The organism is Streptomyces sp. NPDC058335 (assembly GCF_042723915.1).
Taxonomy (GTDB): Bacteria; Actinomycetota; Actinomycetes; order Streptomycetales; family Streptomycetaceae; genus Streptomyces.
In genome coordinates, this window is sequence record NZ_JBHXHX010000011.1 from 1 (window position 1) to 16,444 (window position 16,444).

Here is a 16,444-nt window from a genome sequence, read left to right on the forward strand (position 1 = left end):
GCCGTGGACGTGATGGCCTACGCCTGCCTGGTCGCCATCATGTCCCAGGGCCGCGGTGCGCACCGCGGCATCGAGGAGCGGCTGACCCGGACCGCGGCCGACGCGGGCGCGCCGGTTGACGTCGTCTCCAGCGCCGGGGCGCTCATCGCCGGCCTGGAGCACCTCGGGGCGCGCAAGGTGTCCATCGTCACCCCGTACATGAAGCCGCTGACCGCACTCGTCGCCGACTACATCGAGGCCGAGGGCATCGAGGTCCAGGACGCCATCAGCCTGGAGGTCGACGACAACCTCGCCGTCGGACGCCTCGACCCGGCGAACCTGCCGGACATCGTGCGCAAGCTCGACACCCGCGGCGCCGACGCGGTAGTGCTCAGCGCCTGTGTGCAGATGCCGTCTCTGGAGGCGATCCCCGCTGCCGAGACCGTCGTCGACCTGCCGGTCGTCACCGCCTCCACCGCCACCTCCTGGCAGCTGCTGTCCTCACTCGGCGCCTACACCCCGGTCCCCGACTCGGGCGCGCTGTTCCGCGGCTGAGCCGTGCAGCGCTGCCCTGATCAAAACGAACCCACCGAACATCCATGTACTGCGAGAAGGAGCCGCTCGTGACCACGGAGAGTGCCACGGAACTTCGCAACGGCGCACCAGGGCGCCTCGGAGACCCTGCGCTGTCGCTCGGGACCGATCCCCGGGTTCATCCGGGTGTCGTTGCGGCGTTGGCGCCGTTCGGCCTCGACGGGTTGGCGTCGGAGCCGCCGGTGACCCCCCGTTCCACACGCGCGGAACTCCTGGAGTTCGCGGCGGGCGCCGAGGCCGGCTTCGAGTCGGTCTTCGAGGCGCTGATGGCCGGACTGCCCGAGGTCGGCGGGGTCGTGTCCGAGACGCACACCGCCGTGGCAACGGACGGCCAAGAGATCAAGCTCTACGTCTCCCGCCCGGAAGGCGTGGAGGGTCCCCTGCCGTGCATTTACCACCTGCACGGCGGAGGCATGGTCCTCATGGGGGCGACGGGTGCGGTCTACGACCGCTGGCGGCAGGAACTGGCCGCCACCGGCCTGGTCGTCGCCGGCGTCGAGTTCCGCAACGGCGCGGGCAGGCTCGGCCCCCATCCCTACCCGGCGGGGCTGGAGGACTGTGCGACCGGGCTGAAGTGGGTCGCGGAGCATGCCGGAGAACTGGGTGTGTCGGACATCGTGGTGTCGGGCGACTCGGGAGGCGCCAACCTCGCTCTGGCCCTGGCCATCAAGGCCAAACGGGAGGGTTTCCTCGCCGCGGTCTCCGGGGTGTACGCGCAGTGCCCGTTCGTCCACGGTCGGTGGACCGACGACAGCGGGACGCCGCCCTCCGTGGCCGAGAACGACGGGTACTTCAACCATCGCGTCATGATGCAGGTACTCGCCGAGATCTACGACCCGGGTGCGGCGCACATCGACGAGGCGACGTGCTGGCCCTCCCGGGCCACGACCACCGACCTGGAGGGACTTCCGCCGCACATGATCTCGGTCAACGAGCTCGACCCGCTGCGCGACGAAGGGCTCGACTACTACCGCAAGCTGCTCGCGGCGGGCGTCCCGGCGAGCGCCTGGACGAATCCGGGCCTGTCCCACGAGGGCGAGATCCTCTTCCGCGCGACCATGCCCGACGTCTACGCCGCGAACGTCCGCAGCGTCAGCGGCTTCGCTCATTCCCTGGGTCGGCGAGCAGGTCGTTGATGGCGGACGTGGTCTGCCCGTCGTACGGCACCCACAGCTGAAGCCAGTGGTTGGCCTCTCCGACGAGGAGAACCTCGATCGTGAAGCGCAGAGTCCCGGCGACAGGGTGAAGGAGACGCCGGCTGCCCGGTTGCCGGAACGCGACCGGGTGGGCGGCCCATCTCCGCGCGAACTCGGGCACCGCGTCCAGATCTTCGACCAGGTCACGGAACTCGTCGTCCGTACCCCAGTCCGGCTGGGCGGACCGAAGCCAGCCGACCAACTCGTCCGCGATGGCCGCCCAGTCGCTGTCGGCGAAGATCCGGCGCGCCCGGGGATTGAGGAAGTGGAAGCGGAAGAAGTTCGGCCGGTCCTCGTCCAGCACGCCCAGCGGCCTGACCACCGTTTCCCATGCGTGGTTCCACGCCACGAGGTTGTAGATCGGGCCGAGCAGACACGCCGGCGTGGGATCGAGATGGTCCAGCAGTGCACGCACCGTGGAGCGCGGCTCCTCGCTGACCGGGTGGGGTGCTGGGGCGAGAGCGGCACCGTGCCGTTTCATCGCCAGCATCGCGAGGTGCCGCTTCTCGTCGTCGGAGAGCCGCAGGGCCTCCGCGAGCGCGGCGAGTACCGCGACCGAGGGGTTGGTGTCCCGGCCCTGCTCCAGCCGTTCCAGGTACTCGACGCTCAGGCCGGCAATGGTGGCGAGCTCTTCCCGGCGCAGCCCGGGAGTCCGGCGTCGGCTGCCGGAGCGCAAGCCCACCTGTTCGGGGCGCAGTTGCTCCCGACGCGATCGCAGGAAGCCCGCGAGCCCGTCTCCGTTGGTCGTCCTCCGGTGTTCCTTCATGGTCCGCGCGGGAGCGCTCCTCCTGGGAGCCGGATCGGGTGGGACGAGACGCTTTGTCTGTCATGGTCGACGCGGCGACAAAGCTACTCCGACCAGAGTTGATGCGTCAACCAGCGGGTGGCGGTGTCGTGGCGAGGGCACGGACCGCGGTCGAGTGGTCCAGGAGTCCGAGCAGCCGCCGAAGACCGAGTGGACGATCACCGAGTTTCCCGTAGCCACGAGCTTCTCCATCATGGCACCCAGCTTCTCGTCCTCGCCCACCGTCGCGAACTCGGCCCGATGTCGGCCTCCGCCGCCTGCTGCACGCCCTCCGGGAGGACACCCGCATTCAGGACTACACCGAACGACAACTCGGCCGCCTCATCGACCACGACACCCGCCACCACACCGACCTGCTGCCGACCCTCCACCACTACATTGGACGCCGCAGGCATCAAGACCAGCGCCGCACTCCGTAGCGGCCTGTCTCGCGAGACCTTCTACCAACGCCTGCGTACCATCGAGCGCCTACTCGACTGCGACCTCGAATCCGGCGAACAGCGCACCGCACTCCACGTCGCGCTCACAGCGCTCGACGCCCTCGTCCACTGAGGAACCCGGCCGAGCCATGACTTACTGATTTCGGCGTTTTAGGGTCTGTCCGGTCTGTGGAGGGTGAGGCCGGTCCCGGTGAGAATCCGCTCAGGATGTGGTGCCGGTACTGCACCGCCTTGAGCCGCCTGCGGAGCAGGGTTTCCAGTTCGCTGAGGGTGCGGGCGGCCAGGTTGGCCAGGCTTCGCTTGATGTGTGCCCACAGGCCCTCCAGTCGGTTTGCCACAGTGCGGGGAGAGATGGACAGCAGGGTCTGAAAGCGCCGATTATCGGTAGGGAGGGCCTGCTTCGGCTGGTCGAGTTGGTCGAGCGGCTGCGGGCTCGTGATGAAGGCGGGGCACCGTGGACGGAACCGGTAAGGACGGCCTCCCCAGAGCCGGGCGTGTACGCCGTGGATGTTGCTGCCCGAGCCGAATCGCCAGGAGGCGGTCCGGGCTCTGATCGTGCTGCTGGAGCGGGCGGCGGGGACCACAGTGCAGGTGGTCGGGGGTGATGGCGATGTTGCTGCGTGAGCGCGAGAACGGGAAGATCCAGGGTCGGCATCGTGACCGCTTGGCGGTGGTCTACGTGCGCCAGTCCATCATGGGGGAACTGCCCGGCTTCCGTACCGGCGACGCCCTCGCCTCAGTCGCCCTGACAGCACAACACAAGCGCCCACGCACCAGCCGGTCCTGCTCGTCGACCCCACCCGGGGCGTACAAGCGAAAGGGCCGTCCGGATTCAGCGGCACCACTGTCGCCGTTGGTCAACAGCGCGAACTCTTCCGCCGCTGGACCACCGCTGCCGACGCGCACCCCCACGAAGCTCTGCTCGGCACCCTGGCCCTTCTGCACGCGGCCTCCAGCCGAGAGGTCCGGTTCCTGCGCATGGACGACATCGATCCGACCGACCGCACCGTCCGTCTGGGCAAGCGACCGCATCCGGTGCCGCTGGACCCGGCCAGCCGGTCGGTTCTGCAACGATGCCTGGCCCACCGCGAGAACCAGCACACCGACAATCCCTACGTCGTGGTCACCCGGATCACCAAAACCGGCCGGTCGCCGGCGTCAACCGCCTATATCAGCCACGTCCTCGACCCCTGCGGCATCCCACCCAGGACCCTGCGATGCACCCGCCTCGCCGACCTGGTAAACGTCCTCGACCCCAAACTCGTCGCCGCGGCCCTCGGTATGGAACCCGAAGGCGTGATGATCTATCTCGCCGACCACGTCGACCGGACACCGCTCCCCGACGTCCCGACAGCCTGACGGAGAAGACCCCATGAGCACCCCACCATCCGACGACGAGCTCTGGCAGGCATTCGTCGAGGCCAAGCGCGAAATGCACCACCGCCAAGCCGACTTCCACCAAAGGGCCCACGACAGGCCTGCGATCCTCAAAGCCGCTCTCACCGCAGGAGCAGGACCATGGCAGCAGGGCGCCGCCCTCGACTTCCTCGCGGCACTCCCAGATGACGTCCCGGCACTCCTCGGCGACCTTGTCGACCTCTCCCTGTCTCACGGGTGGGCTCTGGCCGCCCTACAAGCCATTGACCACATCCCGCACGACGAGCTGCTACCCCTGCTCGAACCACTCATCTGGGAGCAACTCGACTCGGCCGACAACGACGAGTACCGGCGCTTCGCCGAGCTCCTCGCCCATATCGAAGCATGGGAGCTCCTCGGCCAGCTCGTGAGCCGGGCGCTGGACACCGCTGACCCCGACACACACGAAGTAGCCGAAGACTTCACGCAGTCGTACGGCCCGGTCTGGCTCTCCAAGCCCAACCCGTGAAGTTTCGATGCCGCCTCGCACAGGTTCGCCGGAACATGTGCGCTTTTCCGAAGGACTCATTCGAGGCGATGGCGACGCTGTTCTTCTCCTCTCGCTCGGTCAGCACTTGGAAGAGGGGTTCAGCTCCGTGGCGGTCGAGTTCCATGTAGCCGAGTTCGTCGATGCAGAGCAGGTCGACGCGCCCGTAGCGGGCGATCGTCTTGTTCAGCTGCTCCTCGTCGGCAGCCTCGACCAGTTCGTTGACCAGTTTCGTGGCGAGGGTGTAGCGGACGCGGTAGCCCTTCATCGCGGCCTCGGTGCCCAGCGCGATGAGCATGTGGGACTTGCCGGTGCCGGAGTCGCCGATCAGGCAGAGCGGCTGGCTCTTCTTGATCCACTCGCAGCTGGCAAGCGTGTGGATGGTGGCCGGGTCGGTGTTCGGGTTGGCGTCGAAGTCGAAGGACCGCAGTGACTTCTCCCGCGGGAAGCCGGCCGCTTTCGGCCTGAATGCTGTTGGCACGGCGCGGGGACAGCGAGCGCGGACCGCCGGCCAGCAGTGCGCGGCATTGGAAGCCTGGCAAAGCCAGCCGCCGCCTCTGCGCGCCACTTCCTCGCTGTCTTGACTGCCACGCCAAAGGCGAGTGCAGCGCCCACGTTTGTCATGCCGTCGGCGCACGCAAGGACGATCCGGGCCCGCTCAGTCGAACGCCGGTCCGATAATGCTGCCCGACGCATTAGCTCTGTAGGCACGTCATCGGACAGTGCGATTTCCGCAGCAGAGGGACCCGGATGCCGCATGCCAACAGGCTACTTACCAGCCCTCAGAATTTCTGGCGCATCACACTAGGGCCACAGCAGGACGGCATCCGAGTTGTCGCCTGAGGCCGAAAGCGGTCGAGGGCTCGCGCTGCTGTACGCCGTCGTGGACAAGTGGGGTGTGGGACCGAAACCGGGCGGCGGTAAGACGGTCTGGTTCCAGTACTGAATACGTTGACCGCAAAGGCATGTACACGTAATATCCGGGCCCTCCAGATGCTGCAGGCGTACGCATGTCCCCCCACCGCCTGGGGCTTCCTCGCATCCGTACCGGGAGAAACGGACGTACCCCTGTGTGCTTAATACGTGCGCGTCTCAGACGCGCCTTCCTGATGCTCTGCGCGGTGATCATTTTACTGGCCTCCGCCGCGCAGGCCCCCGCCCTTTCGGCGCCCGGAAGTTCGGGCAGGCCGCCGGGGCCCGCGGCCGGAATGGCCGGACAGACCAGGTCGCCCCAGCAGGAAACCGCTGCGGAGGCCACTGAACCTCTTCCCGCGGCGGCGAAACAGAGCTTCAAGAACCAGAGGCAGGCCGACCGCAAGCCTCAGAGCATCGAGGAGAAGCGGTCCAGGATCACGCACGGCGCCAGCTGTGACGAGCTGAGGCGTGATCCGGCCAAACGCCAAGGCGGCGCGGTCTGCGTCGAGGAGAAAGAACTCTCCGCTTCGGCTGCCGTCACCGCGGCCGCCTCCCTCCCGGTTTGGTGCGACGGGGGCACGGCCATCATCCAGGTCACCCGCTTCAGCCTCTGCTCCGTCCGGTACTGGGGCGTCATCGTCTACAACACCGACGGCAGCCAGTTCGGCACAGCCGACATCACCACCGCACAGGAGATCACCACCAAGCCCAGGGCCTCGGACTTCATGGAGGAGTTCTACATGCGGGTCGACCGCATGGACCCCGACCTGGCCACCGTGACCGTCTCCGTCAACGCGGAGTGCAACTACCTCTCCGGCTGCTCCGACGGCGGTCAGGACCCCTGGATCGGCGAGCTTCCGTTGCCTCTTCCCGGGCACTGGCACGAGGGGACCGTGCACCGTAGTTGGACCGGGGCGAACGGACACGACAGCATCCTGATGCTCTGGACCCTGACCTTCACCAAGCCTCAGAGCAAAGAGAGTTCCAGCGTCGTGTGGGGCGGAGCCGACTACGAGATCCGCTGCGACGACGAGATCGGCGGAACCGCGGGCTGTGTCGTCCCCAGCTACACCCCGACGATGGTCGTCGACGGCTCCGCCTACCCCGGCGCCCGTGACTACATCGGCCGAGTCCAGGCGAGCTTGGACTCCCACATCGGCTGGCTGGGCATGGGCGAACCGCTCCACCGCGAGGGCGACTCGACGGTGTCGAACGAGAACCGCAAGAAGGTCTGTGACCGTTCCTGGGTCAAGGAGGACCGTTTCGGCGGGAAGGCCTCTCCCGACCCCGACAGCATCGAGTGCGACGAGTTCCCCTTCGCCGCCACCAAGGAGAGCGGCGCCCAGACGGGCATCTCCTCGGGGACCGAGTGCCAGCAGTGGACAGTCTGGCCCGGGGGTTCGGGCTCCGGGTGGCCGTCCACCGACTACGCCGTGCAGGCGTGGACGAGGTCCGGCACCACCGGTGAGTGCGCCCGCGCCAGCATGCCCCGGCACCAGAACGGCGGGGTGGGCACCGCCCTCAGCAACTTCAACCAGAACCAACGCATCCTGGACAACGAGGACTTCTGGCTCGACTCCGGCGCGGCCTCCGCCTACAAGGACCCGGGCCCGGTCAAGGCCCACCAGCCGAAGAGCTGCACTCTGAGGACGCCGGTGTTCTCCGAGGTGACGCCCAGGGCTGCCCCGCAGACTGCCTTCCTGGACTACGCGAGGGCCACGCCGAACGGCTGGACCGGCGGCGACTCGACCTACTCGGTACGGCTACCCGACGGCCGCAACCTCTGGCTCTACTCGGACACCTTCCTCGGACCGCTCAACTCGAACGGCACCAGGCCAACCAGCGCCCCGCTGATCAACAGCTCCTTCGTCATCCAGGACGGCTCGAACCTGACGACGATCACCGGCCCGAACCGGACCGCCATCATGCCCAACAACGAAGCCGGCCACTGGTACTGGCTCGGCGACGGAATGATCGCGGAACGCGGCGGCACCAAGTACCTCCAGGTGATCTTCCAGGAGTACTACCGCTTCGGCGACGGCCTGTGGGACTGGGGCTGGCACCACAGTGTGCTGGCCACCTTTTCGCTCTCTGACTTCAACTCCCCTTTGAGTGTGGTCCCGTTGCCCTCGGCCGGGGGCGTCACTTGGGGATCGGGCATCCTTCCGTCCAGCGAAAGCGGTGACGGATACACGTACATCTACGGCGTGAACGACGCCCCCACCAAGAAGTCGATGCGCGTCGCCCGCGTCCGGGGCGACGACCTCAACACCCGCTGGGAGTTTCTCGACTTGGCGAACAACCGGTGGGCGCTCGACGAGCGCCGCACCTCCAACACCCTGACCGGCGTGGCCAACGAGTACAGCGTCACCCCCTGGAACGGCCAGTTCATGCTGCTCACTCAGGACAGCAATCTGGCCTTCAACGCCCAGGTGTACTCCTACTCCTCCTGCGATCCAGCAGGCGGATGGTACAACCAGGCAGAGGTGTACAAGATGCCGGAGACCGGGCTGTGGGGCACGTACGGCGACGAGAACATCTTCGCCTACAACGCGCACATACACCCTCAACTGAACTCTGACGGAACCCACTTCACCTTCAGTTACAACGTCAACACCTTCGACAGCCGAGTCTCCGACGAAGGCTCGCACTACAAGGACCCCAGCATCTACAAACCCCGCTGGGTATCCTTCGCCGTTCACCCCGATCCCTGCCCACCGAGATGCTGACGAGGTGACGGAATGACTGACGGACTCCGCTGGGTGTTCGAGGCGTACCCCTTCGGCTACAGCCTCGTCTTCTGCGAGGACCTCACACCGGAGGAGGTGCTTGAGCGACTCGGCGCCCGGCGCGAGTCCGTCTTCCCCCTGACCCGCTTCGAGGCCCAGGAGATCGAGGTCCGCAACGCGACGGAGGAGCCGTACGATCTCGACCACCTGGACGCTCTGGATGTGGAGGCCGTGGACGAACTGGGCTTCCTGCGCCCTTCGACGAACGCCGTGATCCGGGCCGGCACAATCGAGGGCTGGTCCTTTGCGATCCAGGCCTCCGTATCGTACGTCTCCGCCGTGAGCTACCTCCCCACGCTCTCCCGGGGCACCCGCGTCATCGCCGCCAGCCGGGACGTGAACGCCGTACAGCGGGTGGAGTACGCGGTGGACGGGCGTGTCCTGTCGTCCTTCGACCCCCTTTTTCCGGCGTACGACGACGGGGCCGAGCCTTTGGCGCTCGGCTGGCCGTCGGGCGAGGGCATGGACCCGACCCAGGTTCTGGAGCAGCTGGAGAGCCGGTTCGGGCTGTGGGTGCCAAAGGACTCGGAGGAACGTCGGCTGCCGGCGGCGGGCCTGTCGACGACAGACCGATGAGTACTTCCCGCCCCTGCCCTCTTGAGATTCACAAGGCCGTTTCTGGTAGATGCCTCGTCCGGTTGGACCTGCACCGTGATGTGCGGCTCGGCACCGAGCGCGTTCAGGTGCCCCAGCTGTTCACGCATGACGTCCGGGCTCCCGACGACACGACGCAGTGCCGATTCGTCCAGGACGACCCACAGGCGCAGCGGACGGGCCGGGTCGTAGATCCGGTGCTGACGGCGCAGCCGCACCTTCAGGCGCGTGCCGGCCTCTTCGGTTAGGTCGGCGAGCTTCAGCATCGTTGTACCGTCTCTGTCGCCCGCCGCACCGCGCCCTGGCCGGCATCCTCCCCGGCGAGGCGGCAGTCTTGGACCGGACCTGGCCCCGCCGCATGTCCACCGCCCACGCCTCCGTCCCCTCCGCGGAACTACGCGACGCCTGGTCGACCGGCACCGTCGACAGCTGGGACGGCCATGTCCGTCCTGTGCTCGGTCACCACCTTCTTGACTGTGGCTCATCCCTATCAGGTCGATCATGGGGAGTCGGTGGCGTCAGCCAACTGTCCCTGAGCCTCGTCTGATCATACGTGGGGTTTGCCACCTACCGCCGCTGTTCGTGCCTGTTGGTGTCAGCCGCTGATGTCAGGCGGCAGTTGCCCTCTTGACAGAGCAGCCCATCGCGGCCGCATTCATGGGAGCCATGCCGCCTCCGATTGGCCCAAGAGCTCAGAGGGTGAGGTGAGCTGCACGGTGCGAAACGCCATGGCCGTCCACCCGGGATCGATGGCCACGCCCATGGTGCGTTCCATGAGCGCAAAGGACTCGGCGCACAGGGTCTCCATGTGGAAGACGACCCCTTCTGCCCAGGCGGGGACCTCCGGTTCCGGATCCATCCACGCTGCGTCCTCAAGCTCGAAGGGGTCGAACATGCCGTCTACGCGGCCGTCAACGGCGTGCATGACCTGGTACCTGGCGTTCACATTCCGGTAGACGCTGAAGAACTCGCCTCCGTCAGAGGACGCTCGTATGGCGACCTCTGGGATGCTGCCGTGGTAGCCCCATTCGATGGCGATGACGTGCCGGTCGACGGTGAGCACACGAAGCAGCTCGTAGTCCTCATAGAGGTGAGCTGCTTGCTCTTCGACGGTCTCGGCGAATGTCATCAGCCGTGACGCTCCGGGATCGCCACCAAATGCCCGGATGACCTCGTCCTCCGTCTTCCCTGCGATCACGGAGAAGGTGTACGCATCGGGCTCGTCGGCATCGGCCCACGCGTATCGGGCGACAAGGTCTTCCCAGCTCGCAGCACCGCCGTGCTTCGGGTCTCGGGGGGCATCAGGACTCATGGTGGTGCACCCTACAGAGCGGCTGGCGGAGTCTTAATGGCCGAGTCAAGGCCTCTGCTGGGCCGCTGGCCATCAGGCGTCGTGGTCGGCGGCCTCTTCGAGCAGGTCCATGGCATGGTTGTGGAAGCGGCGTTCGGCGTCGCGGCACGGGGCGTTGAAGAAGGCTCGTTGAGCTTGGGCAAGATCGCACTGCAGCAGGCCCATGGTCACGAACACGGCTTCCACTCCGTGGCACCCGTTGTCCTTGAGGAACTGCTGGAGTGCGTCTGTGTCGCCGGTTGCCTCCCAGACGGGCCGGGCGGTTTCCTGCATGGCAGCGATGCGCGCTGATCGTTCTGCGTCGAAGCCCACTGGGGTCCGCCTCTCTCGCGGCTCTCCAAGAGCCGGCCGAGCCGACGCCACGCCCCCGGAACGGTTCGCAAACAGTACTGAGGCTGCGCCAAGCTCGTTTCGGCAGTTCAGTGGGGCTGGTGTGATGCGCAGGTGAGGTCATCACGCTGGTAGGCGGCATGATCGTCGGGGCGAGATCCCCCCCCCATCTCGTCACCGTGTCGGCGTACAAGCGAACGTGCACCGCCTCGTACGGATGAAAGTGCACCGTTTGCGGTGCGGTGAGGGGTGAAGCACGTGAGTCTGCTGTCGGTTCGGGGCGGCAGGGAGGCGACTGACGGTGGTCTTGGATCCGCATCGATGGCTGGAGTTGAGGCGGTTCCGTTCGCTGTACGAGTTCGGCGCCATGAGCATGAGGGAGATCGCAAAGGAGATCGGGCTGAACCGCCGGACGGTCAGCAAGTACCTCAGGGACCCCGCTTCGGTCGCACCACCGAGGATAGAATCAGCAGGTCAGCGCCCTCGGCGGGTGGTGGACGAGGTTGCGCCGCTGATCGACGCGATGCTCAGGTCCGAGATCCTGCTCGAGGGAAATGTGATCCACGAGCGCCTGGTCCAGGACTTCGGGGTCAGGATCAACTACCAGCGGGTGAAGCTCTACCTGCAGAAAGCCCGTCCCCGGATCGCGGACGAACTGGGCATCAGCCCGGGCGAGCTGGTGGGCCTGCACCGGCGGTTCGAGGTCGTCCCGGGAGCTCAGGCCCAGGTGGACTGGGGCGACGAGGGCAAGATCCTCGCTCATGTCGGCATCCCGAAGGTCCTACTCCTTCCACATGACGCTGTCGTACTCGCGCGATCCGTTCTGCTGCTTCACCACCAACCAGGACCTGGCGACGTTCTTCGACTGCCACCGGGCCGCGTTCGCGCACTTCGGCGGGGTGCCGATGAGCATCGTCTACGACCGCACCAAGGCGGTCGTGCGCCGGCACGTCGCACCGGGCGAGGCCGTCCCGCTGCATCCGGAGGCGGTCGCTTTCGCCGGGCACTACGACTTCGACATCGACGTGCTGGCCGCCTACCGGCCGCAGGGCAAGGGCCGGGTCGAGCGGCAGGTCGGCATCGTCCGCGACTACGTGCTGGCCGGGCGGGCCTTCTCCTCGATCGAGGAGCTGGACGCCGTCTTCGCGGCCTGGGTGCCACTGCGACGGGCGAAGGTCCACGGCACCCACGGCGAAGTCATCGGACAACGGGCCGTGCGCGATCACGTGGCTCTCTGCCCGCTGCCGAAGGTCCCCTACGTGGTCACCCAGCGGCATTTGCGGCACGTCGGAAAGGACTGCTTGGTCGCCTTCGACGCGAACCTCTACTCGGTGCCCGCCCGGAAGGTCCGCCCTCGTCAGCTGGTCGAGATCAGGGCAACGAAGTCCCAGGTCAGCCTGCATTCCACCGTCGCCGACGCAGGCGGTCAGACGCTGCTGGCCGTCCATCCGCGGGCCTTCGGCCGCGAGCCCGGATCGTGGACGAGACCCACTGGGACGGTCTGCCCACCGGTGCCGGCCGCCGCGTCACCACCGGCGACGCCCTGCCTTCTGCCCGCAGCGGTCAGCCTCCCGGACCGGAGGCCGGGCCACTGCAGACCCTGCTGAACCGGACCGCCGCAGCAAGTGTCGAGGTCGGACGCCGTCCGCTGTCGGTCTATGACGAGCTGACCGGCACCCGCCCCTTCACCGCAAACTCTCCCTGCAAGGAAGCCCGTACGGGGTGCAGGCATGGTGGTGGTGGATCTCCTTCGCCAGGACCGTAACCCTGGCATCAGGGACTCCACAAATCTCAGTACAGCTCAGCGCATGTCCGCCGCATCGAGCAGGATGGCCACGGTGGGAGCGACGAGCCCGGCCTTCGCGTCGGCTTTGATTCCCGCGCGGGCGCTGGCGCCGTCGAAGACCAGGATCAGTTGCCGGGCCAGCAGGTCCGGGTCGCTCGCCCCGCCCTGTTCGGCCTCGGCACGGAAGAAGGCTGTCAGGTTCTCCTTGACCCGGCGGGCCACCCGGCTCGCGGGGTGGCTCTGGTCTTTGAGCTCGATCTGCGCGACGAGGTACCGGCAGCCTTGGAAGTCGGGTGTACTCGCCTGTGATTCCGCCTGTTCGAAGACGTGCAGGATCCGCTCGCGGGGTGGACGGTTGTCGTCCGCCGCGGGAAGAAGCGTCGTCATATAGGCGGAGGCGCGTTCCTCCAGGCTCGCCGCCAGCAGATCGCCTTTGCTCTCGAACAGCTGGTACATGGAGCGCTTGGACACCCCTGCCGCCTTGCACAGTGCGTCGACGCCGATGTTGACGCCGTCTCGGTAGGTGAGCGTGGCCGCTGCCTCCAGCAGTCGCTCTCTTGAGCTTGACTTTGCTTCGGTGGTCATAGTGTGAGGTTAACTCGATTCCAGCCCCTTGGAAACCGATCGGTTTGCAGCGCTTGCCGGGGTGATCCATGGCGCCGCCCATGACCGAGCGGGCCTATGAGGACGGTTCCCACTGCTCCGAGGCGGCGGTCTTCTCGGGCTCCGTTACCGCGGGGGCCCGGTGCAGCCCTCGAGGGTCATGCCGACGCGTTACCCCGAAGCCGAAGAGTGCGGCCGCAATGAGGCCGACAGTCGTCATCATCCAGCATCGGGCCGGGGCCGCGTCGCCTCGGGCGTCGCAGTAGAGGGAGGATCGAGCGGATACGGCTGGTGATTTTGTCGTAGCAGCTCGAACTCTGCGAGGAAGCGGTTGAAGCCGGGCGGCGTCTTGATGGGGGTGGCGACCGGACGTCCGCACCGCCATCGCGGTCTACAGGGTCGGTGCGCTCATCCTCTTGCCGCGTTGGGCGCGCCCGGCATCGCTCGCCTGCCGGTGCCGTGACTGCACTCGGTGGCACCCCCTTATGGCCGGCGTGTCCCTCGGCCTCGCATATTCAGCTTCAGCCCACATCGTGGGTGCCCTCTACCGGCGACGATCCGTTTGCTGAAGACGGAACGCGCGGGTAGAGGCGGGCACCATCTCGGAGATGCTCCTGTCTTCCTGCGCTGATGTGTGCCTGAAGAGCACCAATCAGCGCAGGGCATCTCTCACCACGTGGATTCATGCTCAGTGGGCGATCACGGGCTCGCCCTCCGACGGCGCCAGAGCTGAATTCGGCATCAGGAACGCCGTGAGCACCGCACCGACCACGAAGATCCCGGCGCCCCACGCCAGGGTGGCCGTGTAGCTCTCGACCCCGGCCTGCGCCGCGGTCAGCGCGCTGGGCTTGTGCGAGGTCAGGTAGTCGGTCGCGGCTGATGAGGCGACAGTGGTCAGCAGTGCCGTGCTGATCGAGCCACCCACCTGCTGGCTGGTGTTGATCAGCGCTGAGGCGACGCCCGCGTCCTCGTGGTGCACGCCTGCGGTCGCACCTTGGAACGCGGTGGTCATCACCGCGCCGATGCCGAGGCCCAGAAGGATCATGCCGGGCATGATGTCGGCGACGTAGGTGCTGTCCAGGGTGAGCCGGGTCAGCAGGGCCATGCCGGATGCCGAGATCAGGAAGCCGGCGCTGACCACGATCTTGGAACCGACCCTGGGCAGCAGCAGCGAAGGCACGGTGGTCGACGAAGCGACGATGCCCATGACCATCGGAAGGAACGACAGACCGGCCTCGATCGGCGAGTAGCCGATGCTGGCCTCCAGGTAGTAGGTCAGGAACAGGAAGATCGAGAACATCCCCATGCCCAGGACGAACACCGCCAGGAACGAACCGCCGCGGGTTCGGTCCAGTACGAGGCGCAGCGGCAGCAGCGGATGCGCGACCCTGGACTCCACCCAGACGAACACTGCGAGCAGTACCACACCGCCGACCAGGAAGCCGAGGCTGACCGGGTCGGTCCAACTGGTGGATTCGACGTGCGAGAACCCGTAGACGATGGCGAACAGCGCGGCGCTCACCACGATCGTGCCCGGAATATCGATTTTCGGACGCTCGGTGATCGCGGGCTTGGCCAGCAGTAGCAGCGCACCGACCAGCGCGGCGGCCGCGAAGACGACGTTCACGTACATCACCCAGCGCCACGACGCCCATTCGGTGAGCATGCCGCCGAGCAGCAGCCCGACCGCGGCGCCCGCACCGGACAACGCACTGAAGATGCCGAAGGCCTTCGCCCTTTCGGACTTTTCGGTGAAGGTCACGCTGAGCAGTGAGAGCGCGGCGGGGGCGAGCAACGCGGCGAAGAGGCCTTGGGCCACCCGCGCCCCGACGAGGATTTCGAAGCTGTTGGCCGCGCCGCCGGCGACGGATGCGCCCGCGAAACCGATCAGGCCGGTCACGAAGGTGGTGCGTCGGCCGAACAGGTCGCCGAGTCGGCCGCCGAGCAGCAGCAGGCTGCCGAAGGCCAGGGCGTAACCAGTGATGACCCACTGCCGGCTGCCGTCGCCGAAACCGAGGTCATGTTGCGCCGCGGGCAGTGCGATGTTCACGACGGTCGCGTCGAGTGTGACCATGAGCTGCGCCACGCCCAGTACGACAAGCACCCACCAGCGCGCCGCATGTGAGCCGCGCAGGCCCGAGTCGTCTTTCCCGGGGGCGGGCGCCCCGCGGTCGATGATCGTAGTCATTGCTTCCCTTTGTCGCTGGTCATAGGCCGAACATCGGCTGGAAACCGATCTGTTTCACCCCTAGGAAAACAGATCGGTTTCCACCACGCAAGTGAACGGGTGGTCCCTGGCCCATGAGCGACTCGACAATGCCGACGCCCGCACCGGCCGCCCGTGCTGCCTCAACGCGCGACCAGGGCTCGACCGACGGGACGAGCGACGACACCGCCGACAAGCCGATCCCCGTCGCCACCGACTGACCCCCGCGAGGGAGGCGCCGATGACACGCGGGCACCCCGCCGGGGACTTCCACCGCCGACCGCTCCGGGAAACTCGCCCCTCCGGCCGCTCCCCCGCCCGCACGCACGGCGAGCCCTCCGGCGTCGAGGCCGCCCCCCCCTGCCTCCCGCTCTGCGTCTGCGATACGACCACGAGAGCCGGAAGCACGGCGAGCTGTGGCGCAAGCTCTTCGAGGACGCCCGGTACGCGGGCGACCTGCGCGCCGACCTCCACCCGACGGTCGCCCGCATGCTCGTAATGGGTGCGTTGAGCTTGACCGCCGAGTGGTGGAACCCGCGCCGCGAGTCGCTGGAGACGGTCATCAAGACGGCGCAGTCGCTGGTCAGGAGCGGCCTCGCCGAGCTCTCGGCCGCCGCGGACGAGGCCACGGCCAAACCGCCGTCGCCCTCACGGAGACGCCACAAGGCTCCCGGAACTGCGGCCTGAGTCGTTCCTGACGCCTCCTCTGTCGGGGCAGCCCGGGCGGCAGCCTTGAGGTGGGGTGGCCGTGTCAGCCGGGCGGAGGGACGCGGGGCACCGCTCCGGTCAGGAGCGTGATGCGCGCCCGTCGGCGGCGACGTTGTCGGTCGTCAGAGTGCCCGAGAAGGTCACGCCGACAGCGCAGGTGCACCAGTGCTCCCCCGCCGCCCGACGCAGCCGGCCGGTAAGCCGGAGTCCCGGGCTCCCGGCCACTACCAGCGCCACTTGTGGCA

Annotated in this window: 13 protein-coding genes and 5 pseudogenes; 10 read left to right on the plus strand and 8 right to left on the minus strand. The window is 67.3% G+C overall.

Going from position 1 to position 16,444, the window contains the following annotated elements:
• Both ACFWJX_RS22005 and ACFWJX_RS22010 read left to right on the plus strand, forming a co-directional pair.
• The coding region (locus ACFWJX_RS22005; RefSeq protein WP_383245746.1) for an Asp/Glu racemase at positions 1 to 534 on the plus strand (534 nt) is incomplete at its 5' end.
• Between the two features lie 221 nt (positions 535 to 755).
• The gene (locus tag ACFWJX_RS22010; protein ID WP_383245748.1) at positions 756 to 1,709 is read left to right on the plus strand and encodes an alpha/beta hydrolase fold domain-containing protein; all 954 of its coding nucleotides are present in this window, start codon (positions 756 to 758) and stop codon (positions 1,707 to 1,709) included.
• On the opposite strand, the gene ACFWJX_RS22015 is transcribed toward ACFWJX_RS22010, so the two are convergent.
• Positions 1,666 to 2,535, minus strand: coding sequence for a helix-turn-helix domain-containing protein (locus tag ACFWJX_RS22015; protein ID WP_383245750.1), 870 nt, complete (start codon positions 2,533 to 2,535; stop codon positions 1,666 to 1,668). The genes ACFWJX_RS22010 and ACFWJX_RS22015 overlap by 44 nt on opposite strands.
• Before the next feature lie 272 nt (positions 2,536 to 2,807).
• Here ACFWJX_RS22015 and ACFWJX_RS22020 point away from each other — a divergent pair.
• The 3 genes and pseudogenes from ACFWJX_RS22020 to ACFWJX_RS22030 all read left to right on the plus strand — a co-directional run.
• A pseudogene (locus ACFWJX_RS22020) lies at positions 2,808 to 3,126 on the plus strand (helix-turn-helix domain-containing protein); the annotation flags it as partial.
• Between the two features lie 866 nt (positions 3,127 to 3,992).
• Positions 3,993 to 4,373, plus strand: a complete 381-nt coding sequence (locus tag ACFWJX_RS22025) for a hypothetical protein (protein WP_383245753.1) — start codon at positions 3,993 to 3,995, stop codon at positions 4,371 to 4,373.
• A 13-nt stretch (positions 4,374 to 4,386) separates the two neighbouring features.
• On the plus strand, positions 4,387 to 4,899 hold the full coding sequence (locus ACFWJX_RS22030) for a hypothetical protein (protein ID WP_383245756.1): 513 nt from the start codon (positions 4,387 to 4,389) through the stop codon (positions 4,897 to 4,899).
• A gap of 16 nt (positions 4,900 to 4,915) precedes the next feature.
• Here the strand turns inward: ACFWJX_RS22030 and ACFWJX_RS22035 are convergent.
• Both ACFWJX_RS22035 and ACFWJX_RS22040 read right to left on the minus strand, forming a co-directional pair.
• Positions 4,916 to 5,554, minus strand: a pseudogene (locus ACFWJX_RS22035) (ATP-binding protein); the annotation flags it as partial.
• Positions 5,509 to 5,676: pseudogene (locus ACFWJX_RS22040) on the minus strand (IS630 family transposase); the annotation flags it as partial. The pseudogenes ACFWJX_RS22035 and ACFWJX_RS22040, both read right to left, overlap by 46 nt.
• A 362-nt stretch (positions 5,677 to 6,038) precedes the next feature.
• On the opposite strand from ACFWJX_RS22040, the gene ACFWJX_RS22045 reads away from it, so the two are divergent.
• Positions 6,039 to 8,561: a hypothetical protein gene (locus tag ACFWJX_RS22045; protein WP_383245759.1), complete on the plus strand. Its 2,523-nt coding sequence runs from the start codon at positions 6,039 to 6,041 to the stop codon at positions 8,559 to 8,561.
• A 12-nt stretch (positions 8,562 to 8,573) separates the two neighbouring features.
• Entirely contained in the window at positions 8,574 to 9,197 is a 624-nt protein-coding gene (locus ACFWJX_RS22050; protein WP_383245761.1) for a DUF6461 domain-containing protein, read from the plus strand.
• A 32-nt stretch (positions 9,198 to 9,229) separates the two neighbouring features.
• On the opposite strand, the pseudogene ACFWJX_RS22055 reads toward ACFWJX_RS22050, so the two are convergent.
• The 3 genes and pseudogenes from ACFWJX_RS22055 to ACFWJX_RS22065 all read right to left on the minus strand — a co-directional run.
• Positions 9,230 to 9,457: pseudogene (locus ACFWJX_RS22055) on the minus strand (Scr1 family TA system antitoxin-like transcriptional regulator); the annotation flags it as partial.
• A 413-nt stretch (positions 9,458 to 9,870) separates the two neighbouring features.
• Entirely contained in the window at positions 9,871 to 10,527 is a 657-nt protein-coding gene (locus ACFWJX_RS22060; RefSeq protein ID WP_383245764.1) for a DUF6461 domain-containing protein, read from the minus strand.
• A gap of 72 nt (positions 10,528 to 10,599) precedes the next feature.
• Positions 10,600 to 10,878 (minus strand): hypothetical protein, encoded by a 279-nt coding sequence (locus ACFWJX_RS22065; RefSeq protein WP_383245767.1) that lies wholly within the window; start codon positions 10,876 to 10,878, stop codon positions 10,600 to 10,602.
• Positions 10,879 to 11,197: 319 nt separating this feature from the next.
• On the opposite strand from ACFWJX_RS22065, the pseudogene istA reads away from it, so the two are divergent.
• A pseudogene (gene istA / locus ACFWJX_RS22070) lies at positions 11,198 to 12,661 on the plus strand (IS21 family transposase).
• A 36-nt stretch (positions 12,662 to 12,697) separates the two neighbouring features.
• Here istA and ACFWJX_RS22075 read toward each other — a convergent pair.
• Together ACFWJX_RS22075 and ACFWJX_RS22080 are read right to left on the minus strand one after the other, a co-directional pair.
• Positions 12,698 to 13,267, minus strand: coding sequence for a TetR/AcrR family transcriptional regulator (locus ACFWJX_RS22075; protein ID WP_383245770.1), 570 nt, complete (start codon positions 13,265 to 13,267; stop codon positions 12,698 to 12,700).
• Positions 13,268 to 13,973: 706 nt separating this feature from the next.
• The gene (locus tag ACFWJX_RS22080; protein ID WP_383245772.1) at positions 13,974 to 15,473 is read right to left on the minus strand and encodes an MFS transporter; all 1,500 of its coding nucleotides are present in this window, start codon (positions 15,471 to 15,473) and stop codon (positions 13,974 to 13,976) included.
• Between the two features lie 113 nt (positions 15,474 to 15,586).
• Here ACFWJX_RS22080 and ACFWJX_RS22085 point away from each other — a divergent pair, with 113 nt between their 5' ends.
• A complete protein-coding gene (locus ACFWJX_RS22085; protein ID WP_383246419.1) occupies positions 15,587 to 15,712 on the plus strand; it encodes a hypothetical protein in 126 nt (41 codons plus the stop codon).
• A 139-nt stretch (positions 15,713 to 15,851) separates the two neighbouring features.
• Positions 15,852 to 16,178, plus strand: a complete 327-nt coding sequence (locus ACFWJX_RS22090) for a hypothetical protein (protein WP_383246383.1) — start codon at positions 15,852 to 15,854, stop codon at positions 16,176 to 16,178.
• Positions 16,179 to 16,444 lie beyond the last annotated feature (266 nt).

Excerpts from the sequence above, each read along its gene's own strand:
- ACFWJX_RS22015 (WP_383245750.1), bottom strand. The coding sequence starts at position 2,535 with ATGAAGGAACACCGGAGGACGACCAACGGAGACGGGCTCGCGGGCTTC.
- ACFWJX_RS22025 (WP_383245753.1), top strand. The coding sequence starts at position 3,993 with ATGGACGACATCGATCCGACCGACCGCACCGTCCGTCTGGGCAAGCGA.
- ACFWJX_RS22030 (WP_383245756.1), top strand. The coding sequence starts at position 4,387 with ATGAGCACCCCACCATCCGACGACGAGCTCTGGCAGGCATTCGTCGAG.
- ACFWJX_RS22050 (WP_383245761.1), top strand. The coding sequence starts at position 8,574 with ATGACTGACGGACTCCGCTGGGTGTTCGAGGCGTACCCCTTCGGCTAC.
- ACFWJX_RS22060 (WP_383245764.1), bottom strand. The coding sequence starts at position 10,527 with ATGAGTCCTGATGCCCCCCGAGACCCGAAGCACGGCGGTGCTGCGAGC.
- ACFWJX_RS22075 (WP_383245770.1), bottom strand. The coding sequence starts at position 13,267 with ATGACCACCGAAGCAAAGTCAAGCTCAAGAGAGCGACTGCTGGAGGCA.
- ACFWJX_RS22080 (WP_383245772.1), bottom strand. The coding sequence starts at position 15,473 with ATGACTACGATCATCGACCGCGGGGCGCCCGCCCCCGGGAAAGACGAC.
- ACFWJX_RS22085 (WP_383246419.1), top strand. The coding sequence starts at position 15,587 with ATGAGCGACTCGACAATGCCGACGCCCGCACCGGCCGCCCGTGCTGCC.